The organism is Roseiflexus sp., from assembly GCF_057785375.1.
In genome coordinates, this window is record NZ_JBYNRX010000108.1 from 1 (window position 1) to 18,402 (window position 18,402).

Genomic DNA, 18,402 nt, shown 5'->3' on the forward strand with positions numbered 1-18,402 from the left:
GTTGAGCGGTACGTTTCGGAATTTTCGGCTCGCAGAAGAGCACTGAAATTGTTTCCGCCTGGCCGCCACGGCCAGGACGACTCAAGTTTCGGAATTTTCGGCTCGCAGAAGAGCACTGAAATTCAAGACACGACTCAGCAAGGAGTTCAATTCGCCCGGTTTCGGAATTTTCGGCTCGCAGAAGAGCACTGAAATGGAACAGGCTGAAAAGGTATCGCGCTCATAACAAGTTTCGGAATTTTCGGCTCGCAGAAGAGCACTGAAATACGCGTCTGGCTGGCGCTTGACAAGATTGCAAAAGGTTTCGGAATTTTCGGCTCGCAGAAGAGCACTGAAATCTGCAGCTTTGTCCACTTCCGCACGCGTTCACGCGGTGGGTTTCGGAATTTTCGGCTCGCAGAAGAGCACTGAAATTCGACGTTGTGAGTCAACGTTTAGATCCCGGTAGCGAAAAGTTTCGGAATTTTCGGCTCGCAGAAGAGCACTGAAATCGCAGTCAGTTGCAAATATGACCTGGACATCCAGCCTTGGTTTCGGAATTTTCGGCTCGCAGAAGAGCACTGAAATTTCGGGGTTGTTCGTTCGATTCTTGTCTCACTCATGCGAGTTTCGGAATTTTCGGCTCGCAGAAGAGCACTGAAATCGAGCACTCGTTTGATGATTTCTCCAAGCCCGTTCGGTTTCGGAATTTTTGGCTCGCAGAAGAGCACTGAAATGGCTAGTAATACGGGTGTAGAACGGATGTTCACGGACGTTTCGGAATTTTCGGCTCGCAGAAGAGCACTGAAATCCCACCCTGGCTCGATGCGACGTGTCTGGCTAGCACTTGTTTCGGAATTTTCGGCTCGCAGAAGAGCACTGAAACTCAGGTCCAGAACTGTTCCTCCGACCGTTCATAAAGTTTCGGAATTTTCGGCTCGCAGAAGAGCACTGAAATTGGAAGGGGTCAGTAAATGACTGACGGACTTGGAGAGTTTCGGAATTTTCGGCTCGCAGAAGAGCACTGAAATGGGCTATGATTCGAGCGCTGATTCAGCTGGATAGAGTTTCGGAATTTTCGGCTCGCAGAAGAGCACTGAAATCTGAACACGAGTTCGAAGGATCGGCTCGAACGGGGCGGGTTTCGGAATTTTCGGCTCGCAGAAGAGCACTGAAATTTCTGACTCCCGACATACCCCGACCGCACCATTGGGTTTCGGAATTTTCGGCTCGCAGAAGAGCACTGAAATTTTCCGTGCTCATCCGCCTTCCTGTGACCCCTATCGTTTCGGAATTTTCGGCTCGCAGAAGAGCACTGAAATTTCTTTCAGTTCGTCGATGAGTAGTTTTAACGAGATGAGTTTCGGAATTTTCGGCTCGCAGAAGAGCACTGAGGGCGTAAGTCAAAAGGTGAAAGGCAAAAGGCAAAAATCTTGCTTCAGGCTATAGCGGCTGGCTTCGACAGGCGCAGCCAACATCTGGTTCCCGCACCGGTTCCCGCCCTGATGCGCGCGGTTGGCTTCGACAGGCGCAGCCAACTCAGCCTGGAGACATCAGCACCCGGCAAGCGCGCTCGTAGAATAGCGGCTGGCTTCGACAGGCGCAGCCAACTCAGCCGCAAGGCGGGCGCGGCACGGCGCTCCTGATGCGCGCGGTTGGCTTCGACAGGCGCAGCCAACTCAGCCGCAAGACGGTCAACACGGGCAAGTATTGAGCCACATCCGGCTGATCACCCTATGATCAAGCCCTTTGATGGCGTCGTTCGCTTTGGGCATTGGGAAGCCATCACCGGCGAAGCGCCGCTGCTCTCCAACGCCTCCTGCTCCCACTGTGGGAGAAGGGGGGCGGGAAGAAGGGCGCCGTGCCGCGCTCCAACGCCCCCGCTCCTCGCCGACCTCGCCTACGCCGTCGCCGTCCCCAACGAAGGGCGCCGCGCTCCACCGCCCCCTGCTCCCCCTGTGGGAGAGAAGGGGGTTGGGGGATGAGAGGATTCCTCCTTAGTGGATAGATACGCTAGGGCGTCATCGCCATGCTATAATGTCTCTCCGGTTGGCGCGCCAGCATTCAGGGGCACGTGATGGATCAGATTTTTGTAGCAATCGATGTCGAAACCACCGGCCTTGAGGCAGGGGTCGATGAGATTATCGAGATTGCAGCGGTTAAGTTCCGCGCCGGTGAAGTGCTCGAGACGTTCGACACCCTTGTGCAGCCGCGCCACTCGCTGCCGCTCAATTCCAGTCGGTTGACCGGCATCACCGCCGAGATGCTCGCCAGCGCGCCGCGCTTTACGGAAGTGGCGCCACGCTTCGCCACGTTCCTCAAAAACTATCCGCTCGTCGGGCATAATGTTCGGTTCGACATCAACATGCTCCAGGCACAGGGCATGCGCCTGCCCCAACCAGCCTTCGATACGCTCGAACTGGCGACGCTCCTGATGCCGCGGACACCTGCCTACCGCCTTGGCACCCTCGCGGCAACGCTCGGCATTGCCCATGATGAGGCGCATCGCGCGCTTAGCGATGCCGATGTGACCCGGCAGGTCTTCCTGAATTTGCTTCAGCGCATTGCGGCACTCAACCTGAATGACTTGAATGAGATTGTGCGTCTGACAGCGCGGATCGACTGGTCTCTGCGACCGCTCTTCGAGGAGGCGCAGCACGCCAAAGCCTTGCGCGTCTTTGTGGACGAAACGCCGATCAGCGCCGCCGAATCGCACGACACCGAAGAGAAATGTGTCCCGCTGAAGCCCACCGGCGATGCTCGTCCGATCAATCTGACGGAGATCCGTCGGTTCTTCAACCCTGATGGGGCGCTTGGCCGTGCGTTCGAGGGGTATGAACAGCGCGATCAGCAGGTGCGGATGTCGGAAGCGGTTGCCGATGCGCTCAATCAGGGCGGGGCGCTGATTGCTGAAGCCGGCACGGGCACCGGCAAAGGGCTGGCGTACCTGGTTCCGGCGGCGCTGCACGCTGCGCGCCGCGGTGAGCGTGTCGTCATTTCGACGAATACGATCAATCTACAGGATCAGTTGTTCTTCAAGGATATTCCGGCACTCCAAGAAGTTATGTCAAATGGAGCGACGGATAAGCCACCGTTCACTGCAGCGCTGCTCAAGGGACGCAGTAATTATCTGTGCCTCAAACGATACCACGACCTGCGGCGCGATCCGCGGCTGATGTCGGACGATGTGCGCGCGCTGCTCAAGGTGCAGTTGTGGCTCCATGTCACCGAGAGCGGCGACCGCGCAGAATTGCCGTTGCAGGAAGGCGAGAATGCGACGTGGAATAAACTGAGCGCTGCCTGGGATCAGTGCACCGGTCCACGTTGCAGCGAGTTTCATCGCTGCTTCTTCTTCAAAGCGCGCCGGCAGGCGGAAGCGGCGCATCTGGTGATCGTCAATCACGCGCTGCTGATGGCGGATCTGGCGGTCGAGAATGATGTCATTCCGCCTTACGATTACCTCATTATCGACGAGGCGCACAATCTGGAGGAGGCTGCCACCGATCAGTTGAGCTTCAATGTTGATCGGGAAGGGCTGCTTGCGTTCCTCGATGATATTTTTGTCGAAGACCAGGCGCAGATCGTCGGCGGGTTGCTGAGCGAACTTCCAAACCATTTCCGCGAAAGCATGGCAACCCGGGTCGATATTGACCGCGCCGACTCCATTGCGGCCGCCCTGCGTCCGGCAGTGGCGCGTGCGCGCGATGCGGTGTACGGCTGCTTCAATGCGTTGATGGCGTTCATCCGACACGACGCCAATCTGAATGCCGCCGACACGCGCCTGCGCATCACCCAGGCGCTGCGACGCAAACCGTCGTGGGCGGACGTCGAACGCGCCTGGGAAACGCTCAGCGGAACGCTGACCGCCATTGGCGAGGGCCTCGGGCAACTGGAGTCGCTCCTGATCGACCTGAAAGATGCCGAACTGCTGGAATACGATGCGCTGCTGCTGCGCGTGCAGGCGCTCAAACGGTATGCAACCGAAGTGCGCGTCAATATCGGGCATATTCTGACCGGCGGCGCGGAAGAAAAAGTCACCTGGCTGACCCACGACCGTCTGCGCGATACGCTGACCCTCTCCGCCGCGCCGCTCTCGGTCGCCGAGATGTTGCGCACCAACCTGTTCGAACGCAAGACCACGACGGTGCTGACATCGGCGACGCTGGCGGTCGGCGGCGACTTCCACTTTGTGCGCGAGCGGATTGGTCTCGATGAGGCTGAAGAACTGGCGCTCGACTCGCCGTTCGATTACACCCGTCAGGCGTTGCTGTATATCCCAAACGATATTCTAGAGCCGTCGCATCCCGGGTATCAGCGAGCGATGGAGCAGGCCATTATCGACCTGGCACGCGCGACGAACGGGCGGATGCTGGTGCTGTTCACCGCCATCAATGCACTGCGGCAAACCTACCGCGCCATCCAGGAACCGCTCGAAGACGCCGGGATCGCGGTGCTCGGTCAGGGGATCGACGGTTCGCGCCGCAGTCTGCTCGAACGCTTCAAGGAGTTCCCCGGCACCGTGCTGCTCGGCACTTCGAGTTTCTGGGAGGGGGTCGATGTGGTCGGCGATGCGCTCTCGGTGCTGGTGATCGCAAAGCTCCCCTTTAGCGTGCCGACCGACCCGATCTTCGCTGCGCGATCAGAGCAGTTCGACGATGCCTTCAACCAGTACGCCGTCCCTCAGTCGATCCTGCGCTTCAAACAGGGGTTCGGGCGCCTGATCCGCTCGAAGGACGACCGCGGCATCGTGGCGGTGCTCGACCGCCGCCTGCTGACGAAGAAATACGGTCAGACCTTCCTCGACTCACTGCCGCATACCACGGTGCGCAGCGGTCCGTTGCAACGTCTCCCCGATCTGGCGCGGCGTTTCCTGGCGGCGAATAATGGCGAATAATGGTATGTCGGGGGCGTAGGGGCGGGGGCAAAACCTGTTCCTTCCCTGTCACAAACATTCCAACCGCCGCATCCAGGCGTCGAAATGCGGGCATTGTACACGAATGGCGTCAAGACCAATCTGCTCAACAATGCGAGGTCCGTGGAGCGGCTTCCGGTACTGCGGAAAATGGCGCCGGATGCGTGCTGCAGGGTGAGAATGCTGACCATCATTGATATCTTCAGGCGACGCAAATGACTCCCAGTCGCCAAACATGCGACCCACGGCATCACGCTTTGTAAACATTTGCTTGACGAATTCTGGTTGCACGAACAAAAATGCCTCGAATTCGTGCAACATCAGATAGGGGAAAAAGCGATCATGACCTATATCCCGAGTAAATTCCCGCTCAAGATGTGCAACTTTATGATGGGGCGACGCGGCAGGAAGTGTCGATACTCCTGGAAAATCAGCAGGCAATCCGTAGTAGTCAATAAGCGTAGTCACTAATACAGCGCTGTTGTCGCGAAGCAGGTTGAAAATATCACGACGAACCTGGGCATAGCGCGTGATGCCTCCTCGAGATGCTGCACCTGATTTCGATAATTTTGTCACAATCAGGGTGGGAATAGCGACAATATCACGGCTCAACAAATGCGACGCTACGCTACGGTGAACAAACGTTTCCTCTGTTTGTCCTTCGCACAAGATGAGCACTTTTTTCATATCACCGTCCTGGACGCCCGCCGATTACATTTTTCTCCCACAGATCGCCGAGACTATAGTCTTCTAACCAGTGCTCGATCTCTGCCTCATCCAACCTGCGAATGACAGATCCTTCTTCGGTGCGATCAACGACCAGGATTTCGGGTGCAGTAAACTGATCAATGAGCGTGACCGATTGGGTCGATAGAATCGATTGAACCTGATGTGAAACGCTGCGGATCATTTCAGACAACAGTGTGACGGCATAGGGATGCAAACCCAGCTCAGGTTCATCAAGAACAATCGTTGCTGGCATTTTTGCCGGTGGCTGGAGGAACAGCGTTGCCAGGCAGATAAAACGCAGCGTTCCATCAGAGAACGTGCCTGGACCAAAGATTGTGTCCGAACCACGCTCTTTCCATTCCAGACGAATTTTTTCCGGGTTATGCGGAGAAGGACGGAGCACAAAATCGCCAAAAAACGGCGCAACCAGCCGCACCGTCTCAACAATAGCACGATAATGCTCTTCATACTGTTCACGCAGCAAGTAGAGATATGCTGCGAGGTTGGCGCCTTCGGGATGCAGCGCTTGATTGTCGTGAATATCGCACCCACTCCTGACACGCGCCGATTGGCTCGTATCGTGAAAATGGTAGAGTCGCCAGGAACGCATCGCCTGATAGACGTACCTGGATACGCGACTCTCTTTCACCCAGCGCCACAGATTGCTCTCAGGTCTCAACAGGTCATCACGTCGATCCAGGTACGGCTCGGAATAGTGACGACGGTCGTGGAACAATGTCGCTTCGGTTTTGATCAATAAGGTATCTTGAGCGGGAATAAGCGTGCAGGCATACCCGTTTGCCAGATCATCCCGCCTGAACCAAAGCATGATGTCGATCTGATCGGTCGTCTTGCGCCCATAATAAAGAATCTGATCCACGCCGCCACTCTGGGCAACATGAACCTGGAGGCTCTCTTCCATTATGCGATGAAGAAATGTGAAGAGGCTGATAAAGTTCGATTTGCCCGAACCGTTCGCGCCGATCAATACATTGACCGGTTCAAGCAACAGATCGAGACTCTGGAATGATTTGTAACCTTTGAGTATGACTCGTTCCAGCATCTGTTGAGGCATAACAAGCCCTCTTCCAGATCATTTATCTTTGAGTGTACCATGGTTTGGGTCTGCATGCCTGCCACATATGCAACAACGACAGGTTGCGCAGGGAGATGGCATCGCTACGCCCGCGCGGCGGCGCCGATCGTTTCGGCGACAGCGCGTTCGATCCGCGCGTCGTCGCCGGAGGTTTCAAGCGGGTCTTTGCGCAGCCGGTGGCGCAGCGAGAGCGTTGCGACCCGCGCGATGTCGGACGGCTGCGCGCTCTCGCGCCCCTCGAACGCGGCAAGCGCCACTGCCGCGCGCGCCAGCGTCAGTTCGCCGCGGTGCCCGTCGATGTTCAATGCCACGCACAATCGCGCCGCTGCATACAATGCCTCGTCGGTCAACTCAACCGAGGGCAGCCGTTTCTGCGCCATGCGTATGCGCCGCTGCAACCGTTGCTGTTCCCGCTCCCATTGCTGCGCAAATGCTACCGGATCGGCGTCGAATGCACGCCTCCGTTTGACGATCTCGACGCGCTCCGCCACGTCGTCGATGGTGGTGATGCGTGCGTGCAGCCCGAAGCGGTCGAGCAACTGCGGGCGCAGGTCGCCCTCTTCGGGGTTGCCGCTGCCGACGAGCACGAACCGCGCCGGATGACGCACCGAGATGCCCTCGCGCTCGACGACGTTGACGCCGCTCTGCGCTACGTCGAGCAGGAGATCGACGAGATGATCTTCGAGCAGGTTCACTTCATCAATATAAAGGAAGCCGCGATTGGCGCGCGCCAGTAATCCCGGCGCAAATGCCTGCACCCCCTCGACCAGCGCACGTTCGATGTCGAGCGCGCCAACCACCCGATCTTCGGTGGCGCCGAGCGGCAGATCGACCACCGGCGCCGGACGCAGGATTGCGGGCAGGCGCTTTGTGCCGGCGCGTCGCTTCTCCTGGCCGTTCTTCGTGGTATGCTGATCGGGCGCCGAGCAGTGCGGGCAGATTGGCGACGGCGCAGCCGGATCGCATCCGTAGGGGCACCCGGCGACGGCGCGCTGTGGCGGCAGCAACGCCGCCAACGCCCGCACCGCCGTACTCTTCGCCGTGCCACGATGCCCCATGACCATCACGCCGCCGATTGTCGGATCGATGACGCACAGGAGCAGGGCAAGTTTCAATTCCGCCTGACCAACGATCGCAGTAAATGGATAGACCGGCAGCGTGGCGAGTCCGCTGTCGGTCGGTTTGCCGTTGTGCGTTTCAGCAGAGGTTGTGGTCATAACACCTCGATATCGGGCGTCACCGGTTGGCTGCGACAGGCTCAGCCAACGCCGATCACAAGAGTTGTCGGATCCTGGTCATCAGGCATCGCCGGTAATCGCGACCAGTTCGGTCAGCGACGGCTGGCGGCTGCGGAAGGCGGTTACGTCGATCCGCTGTAATAATACCAGAGAAATGCCCAGCAGCAGCGCCTCGATCAGGAACACGCTCACGTAACCGCTGACCGCGCTTCCGCTCATATGCGCAATCACGTCACGCATCACGCCGCCAAGCAACGTGCCAACCCCACGCGCGATGGCGTCTGCCACCCCCCACGCGCCGATGAACAACCCAACCTGTTCCGCCGTCGTCATATCGAGCATCAGCGCCAGGTTGGTCGTTGTGGCGATACCGGTGCCAAAGCCAAGGAGCACGATGCCGGGGAAGAACATCGCTTCCATGGCAGTCATACCGCTCAGCGCAATGAGCAGAAAGCCGGTCGCTGCAATCGAGCCGCCGATCATCGCGCCGCGCTTTTTGCTAATCCAGCGGCTGAGGAGCGCACCGTACAGCAGCAGCGCCGCAAGCGTCGCGCCGCCCCACATCGCCGTCAATTGCGTGGTTTCCTTCACGTTCATCCCGAACGCCTGTGCGCCGAACGGCTCCAGCAGCACGTCCTGACCCAGAATCGCCGCCAGCATCATAATCAGGTAGACGAAAAAGATCCGCGCCTGCGGGTTGTCGAGCACGGCACGGATGGCCGCCATCTGCCCGGCGCGACTCTGTTGCGCGGCAATGGGTTCGCGCCGCGGTTCGAGACCGATCAACCCCGCCAGCGCCAGGACCAGCGCGACGCCAGCCGTCTCCAGGAAGACGGTAAACAGGCGCTCTTCGCTGTACGGCTCCAGCGCGCGTCCAACAACAACCGCCGTCACAATGACGCTGGTGATCATCATAAACCACATAATCGCAACCGTGCGCGAACGCTGCTGCTCGGTGGACATATCGCTGGCAAGCGACAGATAGGCGACAACCGCCAGGTTGTATCCAACGCCCCACATACCAAACAGCAGCAATGCCAGCGGCACGCCAACCGACGGATCATGCGCCAATGCCAGCGCCGCATGCGGCGCCAGCGCAGCGCCGGTAAGCGCAAGCAATGTTCCCAGCGCGATGTATGGCGTGCGCCGGTACCCGAAGACCGGATGGGTGTCGGAATACTGCCCGATCCAGACCTGCGCCGGCGAGAGGATGTATGGCAGCACGACCAGCACGGCGACCACACTCGCCAGAATGCCGAGATCATGGATCATGATGCGATTCAGCACGCTGTTGATCAACACGAAGGTCATGGCGATCGCAACATGCAGCAACCCCAGGCGAATATTCTTGATCAGCGTCATCGTGCGCTCCTTTCCTGAACGTCGAGCGTTTACCGCTCCACGGCAATCCCTTCCAGTCGATCCTCAAGGTCCGCATAAATGGCTTGCAACGCCATGAGGGTGGCGTCGTCCGCCTGCCAGAATCCGCGGCTGTGCGCTTCGAGCAGTCTGCCGGCGATGGCGGTGGCGGCGTGTGGGTTGAGCAGCGCCAAACGCTCGCGCATCTCCTCGTCGAGCATGAAGGTTTCGGCAACCCCCTGGTAGACCCACCCCTCGACGGCGTCCGCTGTGGCGCTCCAGCCATACGTGTTGCCGACGCGCGCTTCGATCTCATGCACCCCCTGGTAGCCATGCGCGAGCATTGCCTCGAACCATTTGGGGTTCAGCAGCTTGGCACGGGTCTCGATGCGCACCTGCTGCTCCAGCGTGCTGATGCGCTCACCGGTGGTCGCCAGCGCCTCGGCGACCAGCACACGTGGCCGGGCGCCACGCAGTTTCTCAACGCTCTTCGTCACACCGCCAAGGTACTCGTAGTAGTGGTCGATGTCGCTGATCCCGATCTCGAAACTGTCCACGTTCTGGAAGGTCGCATCGACCGTCGCCAGCGCCCGCTCCAGCACCGCGCGCGCGTCGCGCCATTCGCCGTGTGCGCCAGGGGCGAAACTCTTCCGCGCCACGAAGGCTTCGCTCATCTCGGAGTCGCTGTTCCACGTACTGCTCTCGACCAGGTGGTTGACATTCGCGCCGTAGCTGCCCGGCGCATTCGAGAAGACGCGCGTGGCAGCTTCGTCGAGGCTAATGCCAAGTTCGGCGGCATGCGTCAGCGCGTGTTTGCGCACATAGTTCCGCTCCGGCGGCTCATCGGCGTGCGCTGCCAGCCGAGCCGCCTTGCTCAGCAACTGCATCTGATGGCTGAACAGGTCGCGGAAGATGCCGCTGACGGTGATCACCGCGTCGATGCGCGGCCTGCCCAGTTCCGCCAGCGGAACGAGCGCGACATCGCTGATGTTGCCGAGTTCGTCGGCGACCGGACGCGCGCCCATGAGCGCCAGCGCCTGCGCAATGCCTTCGCCGTCGCTCTTCAGGTTATCCGTTCCCCACAACACAATGGCGACACTCTCCGGCATGCGCCCCTGCTCACGGCTCAGGCGCGCCAGCAGGTCGGCCACCAGGCGCTCGCCGGTCGCCTGAGCCGCCGCCGTCGGCACGCGATACGGGTCGAGACCGTGAATGTTGCGCCCCGTGGGGACCACTGCCGGGTTGCGCACCACGTCGTTGCCCGGCGATGGCGGGATGTAGCCGCCATCGAGCGCGTGCAGCAGATTGCGCAGTTCGTGGTCGTGAACCATCCGGTCGAGCAGGTCTTCCAGGTAAGCGCGAAACCGACGCAAGACGCCGGATGGAAGCGGCGCGCGCCGCAGCAGCGTTTGCTCGAACGTCATGCCAGGCACGGGCGCAGACGACGCACGGCAGCGATATTCTTCCACCAGCGCGCGCATTGCGTCGCGCACCAGCGCATCGATCCGCTGGAAGACCTCCTGCGCCTGCGGATCGTGGCGCAACGCCGCCTGGAGCCGTCCATACTCGTGACCCATTGCCGCAGCCACCACATGGGTCAGCGATTGCTCGACGCCTGACGGTCGGGCGAATGCCGCCACCAGCGCCAGCACATCGGTCAGTTCGGCGGGGTCGGGTTCTTTGTCGAGCACATGCAACCCGACCGGGATCATGCGCTGTTCGATCTGCAACAGTTCGTGCGCCAGCGCCGCGACATACGTTTCATCGGTTGTCTGGTCCATTTCATTGCCGATGCCCAACTGCTCCGCCTGCGCGCGAATGTCGTCGAGCATACCCGGCTGCGGACGCGCCCGATACGCATCGAGCGAGTCTTTCAGGCGGCGCAGTCCTTTGTACAGCCCTGCCTGTTGCAACGGCGGAACCATGTAACTCACCAGCGTTGCGGCGCTGCGGCGTTTGGCAATCGTTCCCTCGCTTGGATTGTTGACGCTGTAGTAGTAGATATTCGGCAGAGGACCAAGCAAGCGCGCGGGCCAGCACTGCGTGCTGACGCCGGTTTGTTTCCCCGGCATGAACTCCAGCGCGCCATGGGTGCCGAAGTGAAGCACGGCATGCGCGCCAAATACGTGCGCCACCCAGGTGTAGAACGCCGCGAAGCCGTGGTGCGGCGCAGCGTCCTTTGCCATCAAGAGGCGCATTGGGTCGCGCTCATAGCCGAATGATGGCTGCAACCCGACGAACACGTTGCCGAACGTGTGGCCACAGATGAAAAAGTCACGTCCATCGGTCAGCAACTCGCCAGGAGCGGCGCCCCAGAACGGTTCGATGGCAGGATACGCAGGGAAGAGGCGCCGGTAATCGGCGACGCTGAGACGCGCGGCGACGCTGCCGGGTGTGCCGAACAATTCCGCGTTCTGCTCCACGACAAGGTGGCGCAGTTCTTCCGGCGATGCTGGAACCTCAACGGAGTACCCGGCGTCGCGCAGCGCATGAAGCAGGCGATGCACCGAGGCGAAGACGTCGAGATAGGCGGCGGTGCCAGCATTGCCGAGGGTTGGCGGGAAGTTGAAGAGCACAACCGCCAGTTTTCTGGCGTGGGGCGGGGTGCGGCGCAGCGCCACATGCCGCGCGATGCGCTCGGCTGCCAGATCGATCTGTTCAGGCAGCGGCACGAAGCGATCACTGCCCGCCGTCGGTCCACCGAAGACCAGTGGCTCGACCGCGCCATCGAGTTCAGGCAGCGCAACATTCATCGCCACCTGAATAGGAGTCAACCCACTGTCATCGCGGCGCCACTCCTCGACGCGCTGGAAGGAGAGCGGGATCAACCCCAGGTAGCGGGTATCGAGGTCGCGCAACGCCGCCACCGCCTCGTCGGGCTGGCTTGCCGCCATGCCGCCAACAAGCGCGAATCCCACACCATTGACAAGTGCATCGATCGTTGCCCGCCGGGTGCGGTGACCGGCATTTTCGCCGCCGAACCAGTGTGTGCGCGGCTCATGGGTCAGGAAGAAACGCTCGATTGCCGGGCGAAAATCGAGACCGGCGGCGTATACCATGCGCACCTCGAGACCGCGCTGTTCCAACGCGCGGTAGAGAGCGTGAATGTGCTCCATGTTGCCGCTCAACGCCACCGTGCGCAACGTCAGCAACCCTACAGATCCCTTCGATGGCTCGCCTTTGCGACGTTTTGTGCGCTGCGCGAGCCACTTCTCGTACTCGCGCTCGTCGACGAACGGTTCTGGCGCATCAGGATGCAGCAGCGCCACATCGGGGTACTCGATCGGCGGCAGCACCTTCATGCGACCCTGATAGCCGGGCACATACCGTTCGATCAGCATGACCAGCATGCGGCGCAGATTTTCGGGCGAACTGTGCATCCAGTACTGATGCACCGCAATGTAGGTCGCCAGATCACGCGCCTTGCCGGGAATGTGCTGCAGGACGCGCCCCAGATTACGCATCAGCGCCAACTGCCGCTGCCCCTCGCCCCGTCCATTTTTGGGGCGGAACTTGTGCATCCAGCGACTCAGGAGCGACGCCTCCTGTTCCTCCACCTTCTTCCGCAGATCGAATCGCCCCAGGCGAGTCATGCGGATGAGCGCCGGATTGCTGGTAATAATGCAGACTGGCGCCGTCGCCTGCATCAGAACCTGTTCCAGGGGACGGACGAACTCCTCGCCGAAGAGCATCGCACCGAACACAACATCGCTTGCCGCCACATCGTCCGCCAGGCGTTGCCAGTCAGCGGCGGTGCGTAGCGCATTCGTGTCATAACACGTCAGGCTCAGTGCGATCCCCTCATCGCGATGCAGCAACCTGGCGCCTTCACGCAGCGCCGCAAAATGGTTGCCGTCCATGGTCAGGAAAACGAAGCGCATGGCTGAGTCCTCAGGGGTTAGGGGTTAGGGGTTAAGGTTAACGCTTCCGCGTGCGGTCCCCTGAACCCTGGCGATTTATGCTGAGATCACCTGTTCATTGAGCGATGTATCCTTTTTCCAGCCCGGACCGGGATAGTTCGGGAAGCCTTCGAGACCCTTCCAGTGACTGACGTCGGTGGTTGGCGCCGGTGGCAGGCGATAGGTCGCCAGAAGGCGCGCGGCGATCCCGGCGCTCAGGCGCGCCCGCTGCGCCAGAGCAATCGGATCGTTCCGTCCTTCGAGCGCGCGGATCTGAGCGTCGTAGCGCACACAGGCGTCGAGATGGCGGAAGAAGCGCGGATCATCCACCGGCAGCGTCACCGGAAACACTTGCGTGGCGATATGGTTTGTCAGGCGGATCACCTGCTGATCGTAATCGCGCCAGTTCAGGCCGAGCGCCTCATAAAACCCGGCGCGGCGCGCATCATTCAGGTACATCGTGGCGTATACCGCCAGCAGGAAGAACCGGATCCAGCGCAGGTTGCCGCCACGCAGCAGATCAGGCTGACTGCGCATCAACAGCGAGAAGAACTCGCCGTGCCGGTATTCATCGTTGCACCACTTCTCGAACCACTTGAAGATCGGGTGAATCAGGCCCTGCGGGTGCTGCTGCAAATGACGGTAGATCGTGATATACCGGGCATAGCCGATCTTCTCCGAGAGATAGACGCTGTAAAAAATAAACTTCGGCTGAAAATAGGTGTACTTCTTGCGCGTATGGAGCACCTGCAGATTCATTTCGACGCCGAGGTCCGCCATTGTTTTGTTGAGAAAACCGGCATGGCGACCTTCATCCCTGCTCATACAGCGGAAGATCGCCCTGAGCGTCGGATCATGGAGATGCTTGACCATTTCCGCGTAGAGTAGACATCCACTAAATTCTGCGGTGCAACTGCGCTCGAGAAACTCAATAAACTGATCACGAGCGGGCATATCGTCGAAGTTTGCCAGAAACTCCTCGTTGCGCACAAAATGCTTCTTGTTGTAATCGAACTCGAATTCATTGCGAATCCAGTCGAATTCATCACGCATATGCGCGACATTGAGACGATCAATGGCTCGAAAATCAGTCGTGTAAAAACGCGGGTTCAGGATCGCTTCGCGCAGCGCATGGCGCGTCGTCGGGCTGTATTCACCAGGCATATTGATCATCGTTGCCTCCTCCTGTTGCTACCGCGTCGGATCAGAACATCAAACCACGATCACGGATGCTCGACCAGTTCATTGATCTCTACCAGGCTGCTGCGCTTCACCAGCTCGCGGCGCAGGCTGCTCGCCTTCGTCAACCGAATCCGGCTGGAGTACGTGATCTCCCCATGCGTCTGACCGTGCGTCTGCGGCACGGTCAGAATTTCGAGCGTGTCGCCCGCTTCGATCTCCAAGCCCGGCGGTAGATCGACATGCAGGTGGAAGTGTTCATGCTCACTCTGGAGACGTACCACCCCCTCGCCTTCCAGAATCTTCTCGCGGTGATACCAGAGCCACATTCCTCCGGCAATCATCGCCAGCAACGCCAGGATAAGTCGCTTCATACGCCCTCGCTTACGTAGTTCATATTCGTTACTACAGGCACAAAGAAAACACGTATTCCTTAAAGACCTTTGATGTCGAGACAGATCCGAACCAGGCGCGGCGACCGTTCCGCAGACACCGTTCCTCGCAGACCGCCATTCCCGGCAAAGACCTCAAAGGTCGGTGTCGTTTCATTCACGTATCGTCTCGACCAGGTTCACGTGGTAGAAACCGCTGCGGATCGGTTCGATCCGACCGACGCGCAAGCCGTGTCTAGCGATGGTATAACGCACGTCCTGCTCACGGATCATCTGAATTTCGGTTCTCCGGTGAGCACGCGGGAAGAACCCGCCGACCCAGTGCATCGCTGCAAGCAACGGCTCGTATGGCGCATACGTGAACAACAACAATCCACGTGTGCGCTGCGCCAGATGTCCAAGCAACTGACCGAATGCCGGTTGCGGATAGTGGATCAGCACATCGAAGCACGCAACCACATCGAAGGTTCCGGCGCTTTCTTCGATATCGCCAGCCAGGAACGTCACCCGCTGCGCCACCCCTGCCGCTTGCGCGCGTTCAGCAGCGGCAGCGGTCATCTGTGGCGCAATATCGACTGCTGTGACCTGCATGCCGTGCTGCGCCAGCATGATGCTGAAGACGCCGGTGCCGCAGCCGGCATCGAGCGCGCTCATCGCCAATGGCATGCGCCCCGTCGCGCCGATCCATTCGAGCAGCCAGGCTTCGGCGCGCGCCAGCATCCGGGCATGCCCGACACGGACGGTGCGCCGGACGCGCGACACCTCGGCGTCGCCGTAGATTGCGCTCCAGCGCCGAAAACCGTCACCATCGAAGTAATCGCGCAGCTGTTGTTTATGTCGAGTCACATCGATCATCGCCATCCGCCAATCACATTGAAGATTTCTCGATCGCCCATCGGCTTCGGCACCGTCGAGCGTGGACGGTTCAGCAAATACTCTGCCATCTCCAGGAATGGCGTGGTGCATTCTTCTTTGCCGGGACCTTCCATCTCGAAGAGGGTCTTGCCCATCAGACGTGAGCGACGGATGAGATCGTGGTACGGCACGCGACCGATGATCTGCGTGCCGACAGTTTCGGCGAACTGCTCGAGGAGCGCCGTGCCGCCGCCGAGTTCATAGTCCACCCGGTTCGCGATAATGCCTGCCAGTTCGACGCGGTAGCGCGCGCTCTTCTGTTTGATCGCCAGGCACAGGCGGTTGGCGGCGAAGATGCTATCGAAGTCGTTGCAGGCGATGATGACGCCGTAATCGGCGTAGTTCAGCGGCGCCGAGAACCCGCCGCACACCACATCGCCAAGCACATCGAACACAATCACGTCGTACTTGTCATACAGACCGAACTCGTGCAGCAGTTTGACCGTTTCGCCGACAACATAACCGCCGCAACCGCTGCCCGCCGGCGGGCCGCCCGATTCGAGCGTGTCTACTCCGGCAAAACCGGTATGGACCACATCCTCGACCGACACTTCTTCGTGATGAAAGTCAACTTCGGTCAGCACATCGATCACAGTCGGCTGGAGCATGCCGGTGAGCGCGAACGTGCTATCATGCTTTGGATCACAGCCGATCTGCAACACCTTCGCGCCTTTGAGCGCCATTGCTGCTGACAGATTCGAACTCGTCGTGCTTTTGCCGATACCGCCTTTTCCGTAGATGGCAAGCGTGAGACTCATACTCTTCCTCCGCCAGCGTTTCAACCGCCAAGCGCTTCTTTCGCCTCAACCAGAACCTCGGCGGTAATCGTGGCATAGCCGTGTTGCGCGGCATACCGCTCGACATTCTTTTGCACCCGCCCACGCACGAAGAATGGCACTTTCTTGAGCATCGCCTGCGCCTCCGGCGACCAGACCGGAGTGACAGAACGGAGTGATGCCGCAATGACCTGCGCAGCGGGATTGATCGCCGAACCAGAAACATCACCGTTTGATCTCGAACCCGCGACAGCCGGTTCCCCAGTTCTCAGTTCCCCATTCTGGGTTCCCGGTTCTGAGCGCCCGGTTCTCAGTTCTGGGTTCTCAGTTCTCCGTTCTAGGTTCTGGGTTCTCGGTTCCGAGTTCTCAGTTCCCAGCTCTTCATACTCCAGCCCCGCATCACCAAACATATCGATCAGATGTTTCTCCATGCCTAGCGTCGCCGTGGTGTAGACTGTGTCCGCCAGCACATCGGCGCCATCGAAGCCGAGCACCGGTCGATAACTCAGGAGATGGTTTTCGATATGCGTCGGCGGAGCGATGACCATGCACGGAATATCGAGCTTGCGGCAAGCATGGCGTTCCATTTGCGTCCCACAGACCAGGTCAGGCGATAGATCGGCGATGCGCCGCGCCACATCCTGGAACACGTCGGTCACCAGAAAGGCGGAGTCAGCCGATCCAGCCTCGTCGGCCGGCAGGTAATCCTGAAGTTCCTGACGCACCCAGTCGGCTTCGTGCTCCAGATAGGTTCCGGCTCCGGCGATCTGCATGCCCAGTTCATCGCGCAGAAATTTCACCATGCCGACAGTATGCGTGGCGTCGCCGAAGACAAAGGCGCGCTTTGCGCTGTAACTGTCCATGTCGGCGGTGCGCGCGAACCAGGGGACCGAACTCGGCGCGCTCATGCCATCGAGCGAGAACGCAGTCAGCGACGGCAGGCGTAGCGGAGTTGTCAGGCGTTGCAATCGTTCACCGGCATTGTTGAGCGCCTCGACCAGGCGCCGCAGCCAGCGCAGGGTCGGCTGCACACCGATTGGCGCATCGGTAAGCGCCGGAACGCCAAATTGCGCTTCGAGCCAGCGTGCGGCATGCTGCCCCAGTTCGCGGTAGGGCGCAATCGTCGCCCAGGCAGCCGGAAGACGCTCCAGATCGCGGATCGAAGCGCCAAGAGGGGCGACGACATTGACCTGCACGCCGAGGGTTGCCAGCATGCGCCGCAGGCAGATCAGATCGCTGCGGTTGTGGAAGCCGAGCGACGCCGGACCGAGAATGTTGACGCTCGGCGCCGCCGTCGGCGGTTGCGAGCGCGCACAACGTTGCGTCAGCAGCGTGAACAACCCATCAGCGGAGCGCACCTCCTGCATACGGTAGGGGTTGGCGTCGTACACCAGCGTCTCCGCGCGCGTTCCGGCGCTGCGCGCCATGCGCTCCAGGTCTTCCTGGAGCAGAATGGTCGAGCAACTGGCGCACACCACGATCAGATCCGGCTGCACCTGCGCATCGACCTGACGGAGGGTTTCGGGCAGCCGCACCGTTCCCTGCGCCAGGTCGCGCCCACTGACGATGCTCGTCGTCATGCGCGGAAAATCAGGGGTGCGCTCCAGCATGGTGAAGATCGGATTCACGTAGTCGTCGCCCTGTGGCGCGTGAAACACCGCATGCACCCCGCGCATGCTGTTGGCGATCCGCCCGACGCCGTGATGGGCTGTGCCTTGATACATCCAGAGAGCCAGTCGCATAGTGGTTTCCTGATCAGGGATTAGGGATGAGGGGGTACGAGAACCAGGAACCAGGAACTGAGAACCACCTGGCCCTTCCCCCTCACTCCTTCTCCTTCTCGCCTTGCGAACCTCCCCACATTACCGCCTGCAACGTTCAACGTTCAAACACGCCAACCTCGCACCTTTCACCTGCAACCTTCCACC

General features: G+C 60.0%; 11 protein-coding genes and 1 CRISPR repeat array. Of the genes, 1 reads left to right on the forward strand and 10 read right to left on the reverse strand.

Annotated elements, in window-relative coordinates:
- Nucleotides 1–12: 12 nt before the first annotated feature.
- Nucleotides 13–1,376: a CRISPR direct-repeat array (repeat unit 37 nt; unit sequence GTTTCGGAATTTTCGGCTCGCAGAAGAGCACTGAAAT).
- A gap of 680 nt (nt 1,377–2,056) precedes the next feature.
- Nucleotides 2,057–4,873: a helicase C-terminal domain-containing protein gene (locus tag AC3EA7_RS21675; RefSeq protein ID WP_488616161.1), complete on the forward strand. Its 2,817-nt coding sequence runs from the start codon at nt 2,057–2,059 to the stop codon at nt 4,871–4,873.
- A 48-nt stretch (nt 4,874–4,921) separates the two neighbouring features.
- Here AC3EA7_RS21675 and AC3EA7_RS21680 read toward each other — a convergent pair whose 3' ends face one another.
- The 10 genes from AC3EA7_RS21680 to AC3EA7_RS21725 all read right to left on the reverse strand — a co-directional run bounded on the left by AC3EA7_RS21680 (nt 4,922) and on the right by AC3EA7_RS21725 (nt 18,216).
- Nucleotides 4,922–5,578: a DUF4276 family protein gene (locus tag AC3EA7_RS21680; protein ID WP_488616162.1), complete on the reverse strand. Its 657-nt coding sequence runs from the start codon at nt 5,576–5,578 to the stop codon at nt 4,922–4,924.
- Between the two features lies 1 nt (nt 5,579).
- The gene (locus AC3EA7_RS21685) at nt 5,580–6,695 is read right to left on the reverse strand and encodes an AAA family ATPase (protein ID WP_488616163.1); all 1,116 of its coding nucleotides are present in this window, start codon (nt 6,693–6,695) and stop codon (nt 5,580–5,582) included.
- A 104-nt stretch (nt 6,696–6,799) separates the two neighbouring features.
- Nucleotides 6,800–7,933 carry a magnesium chelatase ATPase subunit I gene (gene bchI / locus AC3EA7_RS21690; protein ID WP_488616164.1) on the reverse strand — a complete coding sequence of 378 codons (1,134 nt, stop codon included), beginning with the start codon at nt 7,931–7,933 and terminating at the stop codon, nt 6,800–6,802.
- Between the two features lie 81 nt (nt 7,934–8,014).
- A complete protein-coding gene (locus tag AC3EA7_RS21695; protein ID WP_488616165.1) occupies nt 8,015–9,316 on the reverse strand; it encodes a BCD family MFS transporter in 1,302 nt (433 codons plus the stop codon).
- Between the two features lie 29 nt (nt 9,317–9,345).
- The gene (locus AC3EA7_RS21700; protein ID WP_488616166.1) at nt 9,346–13,194 is read right to left on the reverse strand and encodes a magnesium chelatase subunit H; all 3,849 of its coding nucleotides are present in this window, start codon (nt 13,192–13,194) and stop codon (nt 9,346–9,348) included.
- A 75-nt stretch (nt 13,195–13,269) separates the two neighbouring features.
- Nucleotides 13,270–14,385, reverse strand: coding sequence for a magnesium-protoporphyrin IX monomethyl ester (oxidative) cyclase (gene acsF, locus AC3EA7_RS21705; RefSeq protein WP_488616167.1), 1,116 nt, complete (start codon nt 14,383–14,385; stop codon nt 13,270–13,272).
- A 50-nt stretch (nt 14,386–14,435) separates the two neighbouring features.
- Nucleotides 14,436–14,765, reverse strand: coding sequence for a hypothetical protein (locus tag AC3EA7_RS21710; protein WP_488616168.1), 330 nt, complete (start codon nt 14,763–14,765; stop codon nt 14,436–14,438).
- Between the two features lie 171 nt (nt 14,766–14,936).
- Nucleotides 14,937–15,644: a magnesium protoporphyrin IX methyltransferase gene (gene bchM, locus AC3EA7_RS21715; RefSeq protein WP_488616169.1), complete on the reverse strand. Its 708-nt coding sequence runs from the start codon at nt 15,642–15,644 to the stop codon at nt 14,937–14,939.
- Nucleotides 15,635–16,456: a ferredoxin:protochlorophyllide reductase (ATP-dependent) iron-sulfur ATP-binding protein gene (gene bchL, locus AC3EA7_RS21720; RefSeq protein ID WP_488616170.1), complete on the reverse strand. Its 822-nt coding sequence runs from the start codon at nt 16,454–16,456 to the stop codon at nt 15,635–15,637. The genes bchM and bchL overlap by 10 nt, the downstream gene beginning before the upstream one ends.
- Nucleotides 16,457–16,476: 20 nt before the next feature.
- Complete coding sequence (locus AC3EA7_RS21725; protein ID WP_488616171.1) at nt 16,477–18,216, reverse strand: ferredoxin:protochlorophyllide reductase (ATP-dependent) subunit B; 1,740 nt, start codon at nt 18,214–18,216, stop codon at nt 16,477–16,479.
- Between the last annotated feature and the right edge of the window lie 186 nt (nt 18,217–18,402).

What these genes read in the sequence shown, in the direction of transcription:
- AC3EA7_RS21710 (WP_488616168.1), bottom strand. Translation starts at nt 14,765, where the DNA reads ATGAAGCGACTTATCCTGGCGTTGCTGGCGATGATTGCCGGAGGAATG.
- AC3EA7_RS21700 (WP_488616166.1), bottom strand. Translation starts at nt 13,194, where the DNA reads ATGCGCTTCGTTTTCCTGACCATGGACGGCAACCATTTTGCGGCGCTG.
- bchI (WP_488616164.1), bottom strand. Translation starts at nt 7,933, where the DNA reads ATGACCACAACCTCTGCTGAAACGCACAACGGCAAACCGACCGACAGC.
- acsF (WP_488616167.1), bottom strand. Translation starts at nt 14,385, where the DNA reads ATGATCAATATGCCTGGTGAATACAGCCCGACGACGCGCCATGCGCTG.
- AC3EA7_RS21695 (WP_488616165.1), bottom strand. Translation starts at nt 9,316, where the DNA reads ATGACGCTGATCAAGAATATTCGCCTGGGGTTGCTGCATGTTGCGATC.
- bchM (WP_488616169.1), bottom strand. Translation starts at nt 15,644, where the DNA reads ATGGCGATGATCGATGTGACTCGACATAAACAACAGCTGCGCGATTAC.
- AC3EA7_RS21685 (WP_488616163.1), bottom strand. Translation starts at nt 6,695, where the DNA reads ATGCCTCAACAGATGCTGGAACGAGTCATACTCAAAGGTTACAAATCA.
- AC3EA7_RS21675 (WP_488616161.1), top strand. Translation starts at nt 2,057, where the DNA reads ATGGATCAGATTTTTGTAGCAATCGATGTCGAAACCACCGGCCTTGAG.
- AC3EA7_RS21725 (WP_488616171.1), bottom strand. Translation starts at nt 18,216, where the DNA reads ATGCGACTGGCTCTCTGGATGTATCAAGGCACAGCCCATCACGGCGTC.
- AC3EA7_RS21680 (WP_488616162.1), bottom strand. Translation starts at nt 5,578, where the DNA reads ATGAAAAAAGTGCTCATCTTGTGCGAAGGACAAACAGAGGAAACGTTT.
- bchL (WP_488616170.1), bottom strand. Translation starts at nt 16,456, where the DNA reads ATGAGTCTCACGCTTGCCATCTACGGAAAAGGCGGTATCGGCAAAAGC.